The following is a 17,857-nucleotide window of genomic DNA, read 5'->3' as shown; positions in this document are numbered from 1 at the left end:
CTCCCTGAGCCCCGAGAATAACCACATCGCGAATCGCCCGAGTTGCAAACATTATTTATTCAACAGCAAAAACAGAAACGTCCGACACAACCGGATCAGCATCGGATTTCGAAAAGTCCAGCCGGAAATCCGCACCATGGCAGCGACCGCTGAACTGTGCATCGGTCAAAAGGAAAAAGTTGGTTTTCCAAACATTGGAATCCTCCACATAAAAATCCCCATACGGTTTAAACGCGCCCTTCAGGTTCGGATTGGGATTGCCGTTCGGATCGCTCGAATCATACTCGATGAGCGCGCGCGTGTTTCCGCGATCCAGATAAACCACCCGTACAATCACTTTGGGCTGCGCCCCGTCTTTCAGAAGAGGATTATCGATCTTGTAATAGAGGTATTCCGGCTGCCCCGGACGATTGAGCGCCTTCCAGGCGTCCCGCCCCTGAACCGTCACCGGTTCGACCTGGGAGTCCGTCACGATTTTCAGGATCACGCCCGTTCCGTCCGGTGCTCCGAGTTCATCCATGGCCGGCCAGGAACAGGGGTCCTTGAAAAACTCGCCGAATGGACGTCCCGGAAACTGTTCCAGTTTTTTCGTCAGTTGGTCCTTCAGTGTCTGCTCGACTTCGGGATACTGACCAAACAGGTTTTCGTTTTCCTGCGGATCGGCCTTCAGGTTGTAGAGCTGGTCCACTTCAAAGTAGTGCGGATTGACCTTGGATGCATAATAGCCCAGATGCGTATTGCGCACCAAATAGGGTCGGTCCACCGGCGGACGCCCCCCGTAATTGGGAAATTTCTGTCCGCTGTTGATGCGCCATTCGACCTCCGCCGGATAGCGGATTGCAATGTACTTCCAGTTCTTGGTTTTGATTGCCCGCGAATAGCCCAGTTCGGAAAACAGGTATTCCCGAATCGGTTCCCGGCTGCCAAACAGCGCAGATTTGAAGCTTTTCCCGTCGAGCTCATAGTCGGCCGGCGGAGTCACACCGCACAGATCCATAATGGTCGGAGCCACATCAATATTGGCGACAATTTCGTCATACGTTGCATTTGCCGGAATCCGGTTTTTCCACCAGACCAGCATCGGGATGCGCATACCGTTGTCGTGCAGCGTTGATTTTCCGTGCCGGTACAGCCCATGGTCCGGCACAAAGAAGACAATTGTATTTTCGTTCAGATCCAGTTCCTCGAGTTTGTCGAAGATCGCCCCGATGCCATCGTCGAGCCACAACGAGTGGGCTTTCTGATCCGTAAAACCGACGGCGGCATTCCGGTCCAGAACATCCTGATGCGACGGAAGCACATCAAAGCCCTCCGCGACAAAGCCTTCACCGGTCATCCGGGGGTCTGCTGCAAGCGTATACCTGATTTTCCCCGGATCCGGACCGTGATTCAGCGTCAATCCGACATACAGGAAAAAGGGATCGTCTCTGCTCTGCTCCATAAACGTCAGCGCCTTGCTGATCGTCCAGTCGATGTTGTGCACATTCAGCGCATCGCACCAGAGTTCCATCAGGTTGGCGCCATACACTCCGTCCGCAAAATCAAACCCATGCTGTTTCATCGCTTCACACCATTTCCGGTGGTTGCGCTGCATTTTCGCATTCACTTCCGGATCCCGCGGATCGGCATTCTGCGGATAGGATTCCAGCCCGGCTGCTTTCCAGTTCCTCCTGGGAAGCCAGTCATGATGAATCATATGGGATTTCCCGGCAAAGCCGGTTCGATATCCGTTCGCCTGCATGGCCTTCGCCAAATTCCAGCGGTCTTCCTCCAGCTCACAGTTATTCTCCACACGCGTCTGACTCCCCGCCGGATGCAGGCGGGTAAAATAGTCTCCTTCGCACCGCCCGGCATACCGACCCGTTAAAAAACTGTAGCGGCTCGGCGAGCAGACCGTGGACGTCACATTGAAATCGCTGAGATAAATCCCCTCGGACCGCATGCGGTCCAAGCGGGGAGTCAGCACTTTCCCTCCCATGCATTGAATCGTATCCCAGCTCTGGTCATCCGTAATGATGAAGACGACATTGGGCTTTTCTTCGGTCAGTCCACGCTGAGCCAGCAGGCCGCAGGAAAGTGTCAATAGCAATTTTTTAATCATCGTTTCCCTTTCCGTTCATCCGGATTTACGAACACTCGACAGCGGCGGCCGTCCGCACTTCGTCCATCCACTCATCCCATCGTTCATCCACCACGGCCATGTTTGGCTTGGGCTCCCAGTTGCGGTTATACACAGCAAAATGGGCCGGCTTAAAATTGCCCGGAAGGACCTCTCCCTCCGGGGTGTCCGGCGAATCCATATCCGCCGCCAGGTCCACAAACTCCCATCCGAAATGAGTGCTGTTCCGGATCGTATTGCGCAGCAGCTCCTCCATCTCTTCCGGCTGGTAGTCTGTTCCGTTAATCGTCATATGCTCGGTAATCGCCCAGTCCCGGTCGAAGGCGTCCATTACCTGACGCACACGCTCGTACGCCTTTCTATTCGGCTCCCGGGATAAATTATGCCAATGCCAGTTGACCTGGATGATATCAATCTGATCCAGTCCCTCCAGAAAAACCACCGGATCCCCGCATCGAGCCGGCATCGTCGGTTCGTCCGCATCCAGATAATCTGCAGCCACCCAGGCATCCGCTCCAGCCGCGTCACGAAATGCCTGCGCATCGCCGTTGACCCAGCGGGCAAGCCACTCGGCGCGGAACCGATTCCAGACCGGATGCTGAACAAACGCCTGTGAAACCGGCAACTCTTCCGGGAAAGCCGGCGCATCCGAAACACCATTCTCCTGCACCCACGTTTCATATGCACGCCGGGCATTATCGGAATAATCGACAAAGACATCTCCCATATACTGGGGTTCCACCGTCGTCTCGAAATAAAGAATTTTAGAAATATCCAGCAAGGACGTCAGATGGGAAATATAACTGCGGGATACCCGCAGGTAATCTTCCGAAAAAAGAGACGGAACCTTCGACATATAGCCGTACTCCGTGTCCGCCACACTCTTTCCGTCAACGCCCACCGCAAGAGCATCGGGATAAGCGGCCCAGAACCCGTCAGGAACCTGTCCTCCACCGACACCGTAGGTTTCAACCGACAGCGAGACAAACATGCCATGATCGCAAATAGCATCAATCAGGCGGCGCAGCGGCTCGACATCCACATCCACCATTCCGTCGCCGTCACGGTCAAGATGATGCCAGTAACAGTTCAGCTCAATGCAGTCGAACTTCTTCTCTTTGATTCTGCCCAAATCCGAAACCAGCTCCTCCACATCACTCGGGTCTCCGAAATTCCGCAGCGGCTTACCGATCTTCAAAAACCGGTGCTCCTCCTCCACCCAAAGCTTTCCCTGACGAAGCTCCACATTCTGCCCACAAACCACTCGCCTCTTCACTCCTACTCTCCTCTCAGAAACATAATCGTTTCATCTAAAATGGCATTAAATCCCAAAATATGGCCTATCAAAAAATCAATAATCAACAGATTATATCTAGTAATCAAAGCTACCAAAACAATTGATGAATCGTTTTACCACTATTAAAAGAAAACACCAGCTCTTTTTGGTTCAAATTCCTCTCCTGACGTGTGAATCCGCCACACAGATATCTAGCCCCACAGTATGTCGACTGCAGTGCCCATCCTATAAAGCATACGAATTTGCTAAAAAATTTATAAGAACCATCACTGGTCTGCGGGTGAAAAAGCATTCGTAAGGGTCATGCAGCCCTTGAGATACGTACAAATTACGGATGTTCGCCAAGGGACCTCGCTCCCCTACAGCCCCCCCCCCGGCTAAAGCCGGGGGAATCTATGTCCTGCCACAATCCATCATTTACCCTCCATTTTCAGGCAGGCAGGTGATACGATTTTCGGCATGTCAAACAACACTCCACTCAGCAATCAGCCGTTTCTCGATCTGGTGAAACATCGGACCAGCTGCCGCTCATACCGACCGGAACCGGCTCCGAAGGAGGCGCTCGAAAAAATGATCGAAGCCGCCCGGATGGCGCCGTCGGCCTGCAACCGCCAGCCGTGGCAGTTTGCCGTTGTAACCGACAAATCCGTACAGATGCAGCTGATCAGCAAAGCATTTCTCCCCGGTATTCCGATGCGCTGGGCCGAACACGCGGGCGCCATCATTGCGCTGGGAATGAAACGCACGACGCTGACTCATCAGATCGCCACAAAGATTTCAGGCGTTGACTATCCGCTGCTCGACATGGGCATTGCCGGCGAACATCTGGTTCTTCAGGCAGAAGAACTCGGGCTCGGCACCTGCTGGATCGGCTGGATCAAACCGAAGATCGCGCGCCGCATTGTCGGCTGGCCGCGCTCCATCGAAGTCGTCAGCCTCATCACAGTCGGCCGGCCTGACGGCGAACGCCAAACCCGCCCCCGCCGTTCCATCGACGAAATCACCAAGTGGATTTAATATCCTGCAGCCCAGCTCGCAGAGCCTACGTTACAACCACGTCATCGACGTCCTCCCGAACCGCCGAACGGTAGGCCGGTCGGGGCTTCGTCTTCGGTAATGACACCATCACCGTTACGATCCAGGCGATCAAAGTGCTCGGCTCTTTCAGCATCACTCAGGCCGGGCGGACCGCGGAATTCACCATGGGTCACTTTGCCGTCACTGTTGCGGTCTTCGCGTTCCATAAACCCTCCCGATCCACCCCGCGGACCTTGACGTAAACCACTCTGTTTCTCAACTTTCGGGCCGGACGCAACGGGCTCCGCCGTTCCACCGCGCACAAGGCGCACCATGTTGTTGATGCGCTGTACATCGCCCTGCGGACCGTGGTCCTGCGGCAGCTGCGACTCGTCGCCTGTTTTCTGATCACTGCGCTGCGCGCCCGCGCCGTGGACATCCATCCATGAACTCTGGCCGGTTTGACGGCCTTTCATATAGCCGAGTGCACGGCCAAATGCGATGTAGGCCGCGCGGCTGCCATCGCGACCAACATGGGTCGTGCTGCTCCAGTAGTGACCGAAATCTTTCTGACCGGCTTCATTGGTAATTTCCGAACATTGGAAAACCGGATCAATAGCAGCCGAGTCCGTGGTATCCGGGCAGCGACTGTAGTCGACAATGCTCTGCAACTCCTTGGCATTCGGCAGCCGCCAGTCGTCATGTCCGGCAAATTTCATTTTTTCGGCATATTCGAGCGCCTCTTCCCAGTCCATGCCTTTCCCGCTGTCGGCCTGCATCCAAGTCAGGCCGGTGGCACGGTCGGTCACCGTACCGTCACCGTTGTCGACAAAGTCGTTCTGTCCATATTTTTCGTTGCCGCGCACGTAAATGACATAGAACGTTTTCGCGCCGCACCCGGGCATGTCGTCGACCGGATACCCCTTGATACGGCCGTCGGCAAAATTCACACCGAACATCGCCCGCGCGCCGCGCATCACCTTGCCTTCATAAATCGTGGAGGTCGCCCACTGCGAATCGATAATGCGATCGCCGTCCTCTTCTTTGCCGTACTGGAACTTGAAAAAGTCGGTATCGATGAACGGAACCGTTCCCGTTGCGCTGCGCGGGTCCGGATCGATTCCGGAAAAATTGACCAGGGAGTACAGCTCTTTTATGGTCGGAAGCCGCCAGTCGTCGTAACCTCCGGTCTTACATTTTTCAGCACCGGCCACCGCTTCGGTCCAGGTTTTCTTTTCTCCGGGATCCTGCGTCCACATCAGGCCGGCTCCCAGATCAGAAACCGTGCCGTCGCTGTGGTCTTTATAGGAAGGCTGGTTCCCCGCATACTGCGCATCCTGGCCACTCCAGCTGTTTCCAACCTTTGGAAACTCGATCTCTGTGCGGTCGTCGTAGCAACGGATCTGCCCGGTATCGACAATCGGATAATCGACCGCCATTGCTCCGGCGGCAATCATCAGCATTCCAACACATGCTTTCGTCTTCACAGGACCCTCCTTTGTTTCTTTATCTGAGGAGATACTGGCATAGTTCACCTTAAGGAAACATGAAGGTCACAATGTGACGACATCTTTTAACCGCAAAAAACGCGAAAGAGTCCGGCCAAAATCAGCCGGGCTCCTTTGCTGAATCTTGAAGATTTCCGTGTCGGGACTTACTTGACGCGGCCGGTGTAGGCGTCGGCGCCGGAGTTGTCGATCGCGTACCTGAAGAACTTGTCTTCCGCCTCGGAGCGCGCCTTGTCCCAGGGACGCGGCTTGCCGCAGAGCTGCACCGCCCAAAGCTTCAACTCCTTGCGGTGCCAGTTGACCATGCAGTTCGTGCCCCACGCGCCGCCATGTCCGAACCAGGCGTCATCTGTGTCTTCTTCCGGCGCGGAAAGCCCGAGCGAATAACCGCCCAAGCCTTTCGGACGTGTGGACTTCGCGAGAAGTTCCTTAACGGTCTCTTCCTTGAGAATCCGCACACCATTCTCAGCCATGCCGAGATTCATGAGCATCTTGTAGAACCTGAGCTGATCATTCGCAGTCGTCCAGAGCCCGGCGCCCGCTGACGGAAAGACGTGATCGTCGTTGTATGGGCGCTGCTGCATATCGTTCTGCAAGCGGTATTTGGCGGGAGCATTCTCGACGCAATCGTACATCTCCATCTGGGTCTCAAGCTGCTTATCAGTCGGCCAGAACCAGGTAGACTTCATGCCGAGCGGATCGAGGACGCGCTCTTTGAGGAAGTCCTCCCAGCGCTGACCGGTCACCACCTCGACGATGGCCGCGCCAATGTCGATGCCGGTGTTGGAATACTGAACCTTCGTTCCGGGCTCGAAGAGCAACGGGCACGCCGCCGCGATCGCCGCAGTCTGACGGAGAGGAGCGCCGCCGGACCAACCGCCGCCCTTGAGATTGCCCTGCTTCGCGCAAATCTCGAACGGAAATCCGCCGGTGTGGTTCATGGCCATGCGGACGGTGAGTTCGTTCTGAGCCTTAACGAGTGTCTTCACGCCGTTCGTGGTGGATTCATGAACCCAGAGTTCCTTGAATTCCGGCAGATACTTCGAAACAGGGTCGTCGAGCGAGATTCTGCCTTCCTCAACGAGCATGGCGATTGTCACGCCGCAGAATCCCTTCGTCTGTGAACACTGCATGTAGACGTCGTCCATCGTGATAGGACGCCTCGCTGCGACATCCGCATATCCGATGCAGGCGTTTTCCTGCAGGCCGTCCTTGTAAAAGACGTTGGCCGCTCCCGCAAGCTGTCCGTTTTCGACGTAGGGGGCGAGTGCATCCTTCGCGAACGTCGTTCCCGAATTTTCCGGCCCGTTGCCGACCGTGCTGCATCCCGAGAAAATCGCCGCGCCGGCGATGAGTATCAGTAGTTTCTTCATCTGTTATTCCCTATTTGCCTGTTTACTTGTTAAAACCCTTGTGATTCATGAATTCCCAAATGCGATTCATCCAGGTATAGCTGCCCGTACCCGGTGCGGCCTTCCGCTGGAAGCAGTGCCCGCGAGTGACCAGCGTATGGAGATCGGACTGAATTCCCATCCGGCGGAGCTGTTCCCAGCATTTTACGGAGTTCATCGCCGCCCAACCGTCTGCATCGCCGTGGATAAACAGCATCGGGCAAGTATCAAGATCGAATGAGAACTCAGGAACGGGCCGCGAATCGTCTTCGTTGCCGCCCTTCGCATTCGGAGAGTTAACTCCATCTGTGAGCGCATACGCCGGATAGATGGCAACTGCCCACTGCACGTTGCAGGGAATTTTGTCCAGATCGTCGATCGGCCAATAGGAGCGATGCTTCGAGCTGGTCGCACCCATGAGCGTCAGATGTCCGCCGGCCGAGGAACCCATGATTCCGATACGGTCGGGATCGAGCCCCTTTTCCGCAGCCTGACTGCGAACGATTCGGATGGCGCGCTGCAGATCCTGCCACGCGGTGGTGTGCTTCGCCAAATCGCCCAAAGGACGCGGCGTGCGGTATTTCATCGTCACGACCGTCATGCCCTTTTCGTTCAGGTAACGCCGTGTCGGCGCGACTTCAAATCCGTCCGGATTGTTGCCCTTGTAGGCACCGCCCGAGTAGATGATCTGGATTGCCTTTGTCTTAAGCTCCTTCGGCATATGCCACTCGATATAAGGCAGGCTCTGGTTTGTCTGCACATCCGGCATCTTTCCTTCCGGCCAGACCGGCTCTTTGCTGTACGCACCGCGCGCATCGTCGCTCGGGTAGCGGGCCATCAGATCAACTTCTTCGCCGAGAAGCCCATCGTAATTCATCTGGCGGAAAAACTCGGCAACACGGGTGAGCCAATGATCGGCAGCCGTGCCGTCCTCACGCTCATCCAGTGTACCTCTGAAACCATGCCGCTTGTCTGCGAAGAGATGGATTTCGGCCGGAATTTTCATTCGACGGAGCTGACGGTAGATCTGCGTGGCGCCGTTCGGTGAATATATATCCACTCCACCATGCAAGAGCACCATCGGACACGTCTTCTTATCAAACTTGAAAGCATCAGAGAGTTTGACATCAATCCCGTCTCCTTCACGCGTGTTGGGACCAGTCAAACCGTCCGTAAGCGCATAGGCCGTAAAGACCGGCACAGCCCAGTTGACGTGACACGGAAGCTGATCGAGTTCGTCGACCGGTTCGTAGGCCGAAGTCAGCGAGCTTGCTGCCAACAGAACCGTCAGGTGCGAGCCTGCGGAAAATCCGAGTGCGCCGATTTTTTCCGGATCGAAGCCGCGCTTCTGTGCCTCGCTGCGGACAAGCCGGATCGCACGCTGCCCGTCCTCCCATCCGCTCTGATAAATCGGCAATCCTTCCGGACGCGGCGTGCGGTAGACGAGGCTCACACAGACGAACCCGAGTTCGGTGAACTTTTCGGCGGCCTGGTCAACCCGTGCCCAGTCGCAGCAGCCCTGATAAGCACCTCCGGAAATAAGCACCATGCATCCGCCGTTTTTTTCAGCCGGCGGCTCAAACCATTCCAAATAAGGCATCGTATGCTCCGCAGCCACAAACCCCGGCTCTTTCACCTCTTTAGTTGTTGCCGCAATCTGCTTAGCCTGAAAATCGGGAATTTTTCCTTCAGGCCACAGAGAAACCCGCTCCCCGGAAGACACCAGAACAAAAACCACCAACCATGAACAAAGAATGAACCTTTTTTTCATCATATCGCTTCCTTGATTTTTTGCGCAAACGCCACCGCATTACGGCGACCCGCCTTGCCGCCGATCTTTGCCGGCTTCACGAAGCGTTGTGCTATATCAAATTATTCTGTTCCCGACATCCCTAAACTGAAAACAATCCCTTCTAAGCCTCTATGAAGAAACGTATCCTTATTGCGATCACTGGAAACCGTTGCTGAAAACCTGCCCACGCCGGTCCGCGTTCATCCGTGTAATCTGCGGTTAATATATTATTTCCAATATTACAATATCCTCTATCTGATGCGACGGATCGGGATGAAACCCCTCCGGGATATGTTCGCGTCCGTCCGGCAGCGATGTGCAGCCAAAAGTTAAAACCACCGCATGACGTTCTCTTTTCAAAATCCACACACCTTCCGTCTCAAAAATGAGAATTTAATGGATATGTTGTTTTCTTTTCCTTCTTAGCGGTTTATAAATGGACGTTTTGGGATGAAGTGTGAAAACGACCAAACAGAGACTTACTGTTACACTTATAAAACCTGATAACTTTATTTTTAATAACAACTTGCATAAGAAGAAAAATGAGCGATAAGACAGAACTGCTGGTTTTCGAAGTTGACGAAACACGCTGCGCTCTTCCGCTCGGAAATGTGGTTCGAACCGAGTTGGCCGTTGCAATAACCCCTCTTCCCAATGCTCCGGACATTATTTCCGGAATGATTAATGTTCACGGACGAATCATGCCGGTCATAGACACCCGGCGGCGTCTCGGCCTCCCCGGACAGCAGCTCCGCCTTGAAGATCATTTCATCCTCGCAAGAACGGAAAAAAGAGAACTGGCCCTGTGGGTCAGCCAGGTTTCCGGAATTGAAACCAGCAGCATGATTCCCCAGGAAAACGTCAGCGCAGTCATTGAGAACCTGCCCCATATCTCCGGCGTTACGACCATTAATGAGGATCTGGTCTACATCCACAATCTCGAACAATTTCTGTCGGAAGAAGAAGACAGGCAGTTAGATCAGGCCATAGGAGCAGTTTCACTGTGAACACAGCTGATCAATTGACTGCCCCCCATACATGGCTCGCTCCACTCAGCGTTTTTGTTCGAGAACGGCTCGGGCTGCACTTTCCCGAGGATCACTGGAATGATCTCCAACGCAACTTTCTGAAAGCGGTCGAAGCATTCGGGCATACCGACCCGGCCTCCTGTCTGCACCAGCTGATGCATCCGGAACTGCCGGCCAGAAAACTCCACAAACTGGCCGGTTTCCTGACCATCGGGGAAACCTATTTTTTCCGGGAAAAGAACTCTTTTGAGCCGATGGCCCGCCATCTGTTTAATGAGGTCATCGACCGAAAACGGAAACACGGCCGGAAGCAGCTTAAAATCTGGAGTGCGGCCTGCAGCACCGGCGAAGAGCCCTATTCGATTGCCATGCTTCTCGACGCAATGCTGCCGGATATTGATGAGTGGTCGATCCGCATTCTGGCAACAGATATCAACCCGGTCTTTCTGGATCGTGCCCGAACAGCGGTTTATCGCCCCTGGTCATTTCGCGGCACGCCGGACTGGGTGAAACAACGCTATTTTCAAATTGACGGCGAGGCCCATACGGTCCGACCGGATATTCAAAACCGGGTTACATTTGATTTTTTAAATCTGGCTGACGATATCTACCCTTCTCTTGCCACCCAAACCCAGGCAATGGATGTGATTTTCTGCCGAAATGTCCTGATTTATTTTTCGAAGGAACAGGCCTGCAAGGTGATCTCACGCATGCAGGAATCCCTGACTGAAAACGGCTGGCTGGTGCTCAGCCCGACCGAAACCGTTTATGTGACCGATCCGGTTCTGCACCGGCAGCATATTCACAACTCGATTCTGTATCAGAAAAACACGACTCGTCCGCCTGGCAGAAACAGATGGGAATCCAAACCGTTCCTGCCTCCCCAGTCAATCCGCACGAACACATTCCAGACCGTGGAAAAGAGGGAACGGCTGTCAATCTCGCTGCCCACCTTTGAGCTGAAAACACCGCCGCGTGTCCCCATGGCGTCCACCGGCACCCCTCAGCCAGAACAATCCCGGGAAGACCCGGAACAAGCCTCTGTTTTACAACGCGCGGAAAAGCTGTACTCCGAAGGACGGCACGTCGAAACAATCGAACTGATTACCGAGCATTTAAAGGGACAACCCGCGCAAGGGGGCGAGGCATTCCTGCTGGCCCGGGCTCAGGCGAACTCCGGAAATCTGGATGACGCCCTGCCAAATGCACTCAATGCCGTTGAAACGGATAAGCTGAATGCCAAACACCATTATCTTCTGGCAATGATTCAGCTGGAACAAAATGCCCTGCCCGAAGCGCAGCGCTCTCTGCAGCGAGTCATGTATCTCGACGAAATGCATATCATGGCGTTTTTTTCCTCCGGACACCTGGCCATTCAGCAGGACAATATATCCTTGGCAAAAAAACATTTCACCCAAGCCCTTCACCTGCTTGAAGAGCTGTCATCCGACGACCCGGTTCCGGAAGGAGAAGGCATGACAGCTCAACACCTGAAGGAACTGATTGGCTGCGCACTGGAGGAACCAGCATGACTGATTCACAACAGTTTATCCACAATGAACTCCTTAAACGGGCGTCACTCCTGGCAAAAAAACCGGTTCAGCAACAAAACGACCAGGACCGAACCGAGATTATGCCGTTCACACTGGCGTCTGAATGTTACGCCGTTGAAATGCGTTATATTCGTGAAATCTGGCCGCTGACTTCCATTCTTCCCATTCCGCACACGCCCTCTTTTGTACTGGGCGTGACCAATGTACATGGGGAAATCTGCTCGGTGATCGACCTGAAACAGTTTTTTTCCCTGCCTTCCACCGGCATCACCAATCTGAATAAACTCATCATTCTGGAAGAAAATGAAATGGTATTCGGCATCCTTGCCGATGATGTGCTGGGCAGCACCTTTATTAACAAAAACGACCTGTCTTCTGTCGAAAACTGGTCCGGAATTGATCGCACCTATATCAGCGGCATCACCAAGGACCGGTTGATTGTGCTCAACGGCACAAAAATCCTGACCGATAAACGTCTGGTTGTGAACGAAGAAACAAAGACCTGAAAGAGATCCCTATGAACGGAAAACACAGCGTATCAAAACGACTGAGAAATGCATTCTTCTGGGTGGCATTGTTTGTGGCAGTCAGCGGAGCCGTCGGGCTGGTCGCCATCGAGATGATCTCTGATGGTACAGACATTATCTTTGAAAAAAAATATCCCATTGTTCAGGCAGCATACAGCCTGTCAATATCGGCCAATTCAGAACTGCTGGCACTGCATTCGTACCTGCTGAAAGAAAAGGATGCTCTTCTCTTAATGGAGCAATGGAACAAACAATCGGCACAGCATCTTAACAGCCTGAAAACACAGGTAACTGATTCCTCTGAGCAGCAGGCAGTCACGCGCATTGATACAATGCATGAACGTATTGAGCAGCTGACCGGAAAAATGGTCGAGCTCTCCTCCGCCAACACCGCACAGGATCAGACAGATCTGGTCATGCAGGAGATGGAGCACCAGATCGACAGTATGCTGACAGAAATCAACAACCTGATCCAGATGGCGACGGATGAAATGGACCAGGCCATGAACCAGGCGGATGCTTTCCAGAAACAAAGCCGGGTCGCTCTGATTGCTGTAACGATTCTGGCGTTTCTGATCTCATTCCAGCTTGGCCGCAGCATTTCTTCAGGAATTATCCGTCCGCTGGAAGCGCTGGTTGATTTTTCCAACAATGTCGCCCGGGGAGATCTCCGCCGGGAATTTCACATGGAGGTTCCGGAAGATGAAATCGGAGCTCTGGTGACTGCATTCCGTATTATGATTTCCAATCTTCGGAAAAACCTTCAGGAAGTGACCGACGGCTCCACCGTGATTGCCTCTTCCGTTGCAGAGCTGTCTGCGTCCAGCGCTCAGCTCGCATCTTCTGCCGCTGAAAACGCCACATCCATCAACGAGACGACCACGACGGTCGAAGAAGTCCGGCAAACCACCGAACTCTCCAATACAAAAGCGGAACAGATGGCGAATGAATCTGTGCAGATTCGTGAAGCATCCCGTCAGGGACGAAAGTCAACCGACGAAACCATCGAGGGCATGAACAAAATTGACTCCCAAATGAGCACCATCGCAGAAACCATTATTCGCCTGAGCGAACAGAGCCAGGCCATTGGGCAGATTATCGCCACTGTAGACTCTCTTTCCGAGCAATCAAATGTCCTGGCTGTAAACGCCTCCATTGAGGCCGCCAAAGCCGGCGAACACGGCAAAGGATTCTCCGTGGTTGCCCAGGAAGTCAAAAATCTGGCCGAGCAGTCCAAACAGGCGACCAATGAAGTGCGGGGCATTCTTAACGAAATCCAGAAAGCCACAAGTTCCGCTGTCATGGCCACCGAACAAGGCAGCAAAGTGGTGGAAAAAGGAACATCAACGGCCGCCCAGACTGGACAGGCCATCATTACCCTGACCGAAGGACTGGAACATTCAGCCGATGCCGCAACCCAGATTGCTGCAGCCAGTCAGCAGCAGCGCGTCGGTATGGATCAGATTACCGCGGCCATGGAAAGTGTCCGCGAAACCAGTCAGCAGAATGCCACGAGTGCGAGGCAGCTCGAAGGGGCTGTCCAGAATCTGAAAACTCTCGGCGACAAACTGCAGGAAATCATCACAGGCTACAGGCTTTAAGGATCTAAAACCACAAAGGAAAAACTATGTTCAAAAACCAAACAATCGGAGCCCGCCTGAAAACAGCATTTTTCTGTGTGTCACTGCTGGTTGCACTGAATGGAGTCATCGGAATCCTGATGGTCCAGATAATCGGTCACAAAGCGGATGAAATCCTGCAGAAAAAATACCCGGTGGCACAAATCTCCAGCAAACTCCAAACCGACATTTACGCGGAACAGCTGGCATTTTATTCCCTGCTGCTTGGTAACCATGAAGCCGAGGATCGCACAAAACAGTGGGGAAGCAGCATTACCGAGCATTTGGCCAACCTTCGCAATCTGACCGTCGGAACGGATGCAAAGGATAAAGTGGAACAGCTGGCCGCCTCCCATAAAAGACTGCAGATGTTCGCGTCACAGCTCGAAAAAACAGAAGGAAATTACGACCAGACTCAGATGGATCATCTCGAGCAGGAGTTCGGTACCCTGCAAGAAATTGTCGACCATGCTGAAATGGAAATGACACAAGCCATGCAGAAGGCTGATGCCGCACAGACTTACAGTATCTTTATCCTGCTTGCCGTCACACTCCTGGCGTTCGCTGTTGCATTCTGGCTTGGCCAGCGGATTTCCGTCGGCATCACCACTCCGCTGAAAACGCTGGTTGAATATTCCAGACATATAGAAACCGGCAACCTCTCCGAGCAGTTAACGATAGAAGATTCGAACGACGAAACCGGTCTTCTCGCAAAAGCCTTCATCTCCATGGCAGACGGCTTGCGAGGCATCTCCTCTGTTGCCGAAAAAATTTCACACGGGGATTTAACCGGCACGATAACACCTCGTTCAGACAAAGACTCACTGGGAGGGTCTCTCCTGCAAATGATTATAAGTCTGCGGGAACAGGTTCAGGAGATCATCGACGGAGCTGCCGTCATTGCCTCCTCCGTCTCAGAACTGTCCGCGTCCAGCGCCCAGCTCGCATCCTCTGCTGCAGAAAACGCCACCTCAATCAGCGAAACCACCACCACCGTGGAGGAAGTACGCCAGACCGCCGAACTGGCCAGCACCAAAGCGGAACAAATGGCTAACGAATCCCATCGTATCCGGGAAACGTCTCAACAGGGTCAGAAGTCGACCGGGGAAACCATTCAGGGCATGAACAAAATTCAGGAACAGATGAGTGCGATTGCCGAAACCATCATCCGCCTTAGTGAACAGAGCCAGGCCATCGGTCAGATTATCGCCACCGTCGATTCCCTGGCGGAACAGTCCAATGTACTGGCCGTAAATGCCTCGATTGAGGCTGCCAAAGCGGGCGAGCATGGAAAAGGATTCTCCGTGGTTGCCCAGGAAGTGAAAAGCCTTGCCGAACAGTCCAAACAGGCGACGACCGAAGTGCGCGGAATCCTTAATGAAATCCAGAAAGCAACCAGCACGGCTGTTATGGCAACGGAACAGGGAAATAAAGTGGTTGAAAAAGGAACCGCCTCCGCCGCCCAGGCAGGACAGGCCATTGTTGCGCTGAGCAACAGCCTGGACCAGTCCGCTGACGCAGCCACCCAGATTGCGGCAGCCAGCCAGCAGCAGCGCGTCGGCATGGATCAGATCACCGCAGCGATGGAAAGCGTCAGCGAGGCCAGCCAGCAGAATGCCAGCAGCGCCAAACAGCTCGAAGGGGCCGTTCACAGCCTGAAACTGCTCGGTGAAAAACTTAAGGGCATCGTCGAAAACTACCGGATCTAATTTCATAAGGATCACAGCATGGAGATGGACAAAGCATTTCTGAAAAAACTCCGGGCGGCGTTTGCCGTTGAAGCACAGGAGCATCTCGAAGAAATTGCCACCGGCCTGAGAAGCCTGAAGTCTGCCGATGAAGAGCAGCGGGCACACTGGGTGGAAGTAATCTTTCGGGAAACTCACAGCCTGAAAGGCGCGGCCCGCGCCGTAAACAAACCAGGCATTGAAACGCTTTGCCAGGCCGCCGAAGGATTGTTTGCCAAATTGCAGAAAGAACAGACTGCACCGACAGAAACTGCAATCGATCTGCTTTATCAGGTGCTGGACCTGATTGAAGCCGATCTTAAAAATCCAGAAACACTTTCCAAACAGGAAATCGACGCCGTTGTGTCTGCACTGAAGCGACTGCAGGATGAAAAAAACGGTTCCAGCCCGACTGAAAAAAAACCTGTTGCGAAACCGCCGGCTCCAGCTCCTGAAGAAAAAAACCGAAAGGAACCCACGCCAGTTTCCGTCACACCAAACACCCTCCGGGTCTCACAGGACCGACTGGAACAGATCATGCGTGAATCGGAAGAACTGCTGAGTTTAAAACTCAGCACTGAACACCGGGCCGGCGAATTACAGAAACTCTCCCGGAAAATTTCAGAATGGAAGAAGACCTGGTCGAACATTATGCCGGTTCTCCGCCAGCTGACTCAGGCCGCAGAAAAAAACAGCGGTCTTTCTGAAAAATCACTGCGGCCTAAAATAGAACAGCTTCAGCATACCCTTGAATCCATCAAAGATGAAATAGATCCTCTGGAGCTGCAGACAGGAACGATCCTCCAGAACGCCCGCAACGATGCCTCCTCAGTCGCCCGGTTTGTCGACAGCCTGCACGGCAATATGCGCGAACTGATGATGATGCCGTTTTCCAGCAGCCTTTCGATGATGCATAAGGTCGTCCGCGACCTGAGCAATGAGCAGAACAAACCGGTCGAACTGGAAATTACAGGCGGAAATGTAGAAGCTGACCGGCGGATTCTTGAAGGGATGAAAGACCCGTTCCTGCATTTAATCCGCAACAGCATCGATCATGGAATCGAATCCCCGGAAGAACGGGCCGCAAAAAACAAACCTGAAAAAGGGACCGTTTCCATTTCCATCGCTCAAATTGACTCTGGAAAGGTTCATATCACCGTCGAGGATGACGGCCGGGGCCTGGACCTGAATAAACTCCGGAAAACCCTGATCTCACAACAAATTGTCTCGCCGGAAGATGCCGAAAAAATGACCGAAGAGCAGCTGGCCTCCTCGATCTTTTTTTCCGGACTGTCAACATCCGAACAGGTCACATCCATTTCCGGCCGCGGAATCGGAACGTCTGTCGTTCGGGAAAAAGTTGAATCCCTTGGCGGGTCTGTGTCCGTAACACCGCGCAAGCCGTGGGGCACGTCGTTCTCAATCATCCTTCCGGTCGGGCTGGCAACGTTCCGGGGAATACTTGTTCAAAGCGGCGACAGCCAGTTTGTTCTCCCAACGCCATCCGTCGAACGAATGCTTCGGGTTCCGCTGAACGACATTAAAACCGTCGAGGGCCGGGAAACGATTACCGTTGCCGATCAGGCCCTTCCGCTGGAAACGCTGTCTGTTCTTCTGGAGCAGCCATCCCCTGTCCGCTCCGCTGACAAGGAAACACTTCTGGCGCTGGTGATTTGCGCGGGCAGCCAGAGGTTTGCCCTCGAAGTGGATGAAGTCTTACGCGAACAGGAAGTTCTGGTTAAAGGTCTCGGGCCGCAACTGATGCGTGTTCGGAATGTTTCCGGCATCGCGGTGCTGGGCACCGGCGAACTCGCGCCCATCCTGAATGTTCACGACCTGATCAAGTCTTCGATTGTCGGGGGCTCGCGCCCTGCAGTAGCTGCCGCCGCCGCTCCGCTTCCGGCGAGCAGCCGAAAAAAATCTGTGATGGTCGCCGAAGACTCCATCACCTCCCGCATGCTGCTCAAAAACGTTCTCGAATCGTCCGGATACCACGTGGCAACCGCCGTGGACGGAGCCGCCGCATTCGCGGCTCTTAAAACCGGAGAGTTCGACGCTCTGGTCTCGGATGTCGATATGCCGCGAATGAACGGATTTGTTTTAACCGAACGCGTGCGCGCCGACCGCAAACTCGCAGAGCTTCCTGTTGTTCTGGTTACATCGCTCGCATCCCAGGAAGACAAAGAGCGCGGCATTGAAGCCGGAGCCAGCGCCTATATTGTAAAAAGCAGCTTTGATCAGAGCAACCTGGTTTCGGTATTGAACCGGCTGATCTAAAC

12 protein-coding genes are annotated in these 17,857 nt (G+C 53.8%); 7 read left to right on the top strand and 5 right to left on the bottom strand.

Going from position 1 to position 17,857, the window contains the following annotated elements; all coding sequences use genetic code 11:
- Positions 1–55: 55 nt before the first annotated feature.
- Both GT409_RS09670 and GT409_RS09665 read right to left on the bottom strand, forming a co-directional pair.
- Entirely contained in the window at positions 56–2,101 is a 2,046-nt protein-coding gene (locus GT409_RS09670; RefSeq protein ID WP_160628890.1) for a sulfatase family protein, read from the bottom strand.
- A 25-nt stretch (positions 2,102–2,126) separates the two neighbouring features.
- Complete coding sequence (locus GT409_RS09665; RefSeq protein WP_160628889.1) at positions 2,127–3,395, bottom strand: hypothetical protein; 1,269 nt, start codon at positions 3,393–3,395, stop codon at positions 2,127–2,129.
- A 480-nt stretch (positions 3,396–3,875) separates the two neighbouring features.
- Here GT409_RS09665 and GT409_RS09660 point away from each other — a divergent pair, with 480 nt between their 5' ends.
- Positions 3,876–4,433 (top strand): nitroreductase family protein, encoded by a 558-nt coding sequence (locus GT409_RS09660; RefSeq protein WP_160628888.1) that lies wholly within the window; start codon positions 3,876–3,878, stop codon positions 4,431–4,433.
- 41 nt (positions 4,434–4,474) lie between these two features.
- On the opposite strand, the gene GT409_RS09655 is transcribed toward GT409_RS09660, so the two are convergent.
- The 3 genes from GT409_RS09655 to GT409_RS09645 all read right to left on the bottom strand — a co-directional run bounded on the left by GT409_RS09655 (position 4,475) and on the right by GT409_RS09645 (position 9,106).
- Entirely contained in the window at positions 4,475–5,920 is a 1,446-nt protein-coding gene (locus GT409_RS09655) for an Lcl domain-containing protein (protein ID WP_233231518.1), read from the bottom strand.
- 167 nt (positions 5,921–6,087) lie between these two features.
- Positions 6,088–7,314 carry a serine hydrolase domain-containing protein gene (locus GT409_RS09650; RefSeq protein ID WP_160628887.1) on the bottom strand — a complete coding sequence of 409 codons (1,227 nt, stop codon included), beginning with the start codon at positions 7,312–7,314 and terminating at the stop codon, positions 6,088–6,090.
- Between the two features lie 22 nt (positions 7,315–7,336).
- The gene (locus GT409_RS09645; protein ID WP_233231517.1) at positions 7,337–9,106 is read right to left on the bottom strand and encodes an alpha/beta hydrolase; all 1,770 of its coding nucleotides are present in this window, start codon (positions 9,104–9,106) and stop codon (positions 7,337–7,339) included.
- A 560-nt stretch (positions 9,107–9,666) separates the two neighbouring features.
- On the opposite strand from GT409_RS09645, the gene GT409_RS09640 reads away from it, so the two are divergent.
- The 6 genes from GT409_RS09640 to GT409_RS09615 are packed head-to-tail and all read left to right on the top strand — an operon-like array spanning position 9,667 to position 17,855.
- Complete coding sequence (locus GT409_RS09640) at positions 9,667–10,131, top strand: chemotaxis protein CheW (protein WP_160628886.1); 465 nt, start codon at positions 9,667–9,669, stop codon at positions 10,129–10,131.
- A complete protein-coding gene (locus GT409_RS09635) occupies positions 10,128–11,684 on the top strand; it encodes a CheR family methyltransferase (RefSeq protein WP_160628885.1) in 1,557 nt (518 codons plus the stop codon). The genes GT409_RS09640 and GT409_RS09635 overlap by 4 nt, the downstream gene beginning before the upstream one ends.
- The gene (locus tag GT409_RS09630; protein ID WP_160628884.1) at positions 11,681–12,211 is read left to right on the top strand and encodes a chemotaxis protein CheW; all 531 of its coding nucleotides are present in this window, start codon (positions 11,681–11,683) and stop codon (positions 12,209–12,211) included. Before GT409_RS09635 ends, GT409_RS09630 begins: the two co-directional genes overlap by 4 nt.
- Before the next feature lie 11 nt (positions 12,212–12,222).
- Positions 12,223–13,833: a methyl-accepting chemotaxis protein gene (locus GT409_RS09625; protein WP_160628883.1), complete on the top strand. Its 1,611-nt coding sequence runs from the start codon at positions 12,223–12,225 to the stop codon at positions 13,831–13,833.
- A 26-nt stretch (positions 13,834–13,859) separates the two neighbouring features.
- The gene (locus GT409_RS09620) at positions 13,860–15,560 is read left to right on the top strand and encodes a methyl-accepting chemotaxis protein (protein WP_160628882.1); all 1,701 of its coding nucleotides are present in this window, start codon (positions 13,860–13,862) and stop codon (positions 15,558–15,560) included.
- 18 nt (positions 15,561–15,578) lie between these two features.
- The gene (locus GT409_RS09615) at positions 15,579–17,855 is read left to right on the top strand and encodes a hybrid sensor histidine kinase/response regulator (protein WP_160628881.1); all 2,277 of its coding nucleotides are present in this window, start codon (positions 15,579–15,581) and stop codon (positions 17,853–17,855) included.
- The last annotated feature ends 2 nt before the right edge of the window (positions 17,856–17,857 follow it).

Origin of the sequence: Tichowtungia aerotolerans (assembly GCF_009905215.1) — a bacterium.
Classification (GTDB): Bacteria; Verrucomicrobiota; Kiritimatiellia; order Kiritimatiellales; family Tichowtungiaceae; genus Tichowtungia; species Tichowtungia aerotolerans.
Note: the sequence above shows the minus strand (reverse complement) of the source record. Positions and strands in the feature narration are given on the sequence as shown.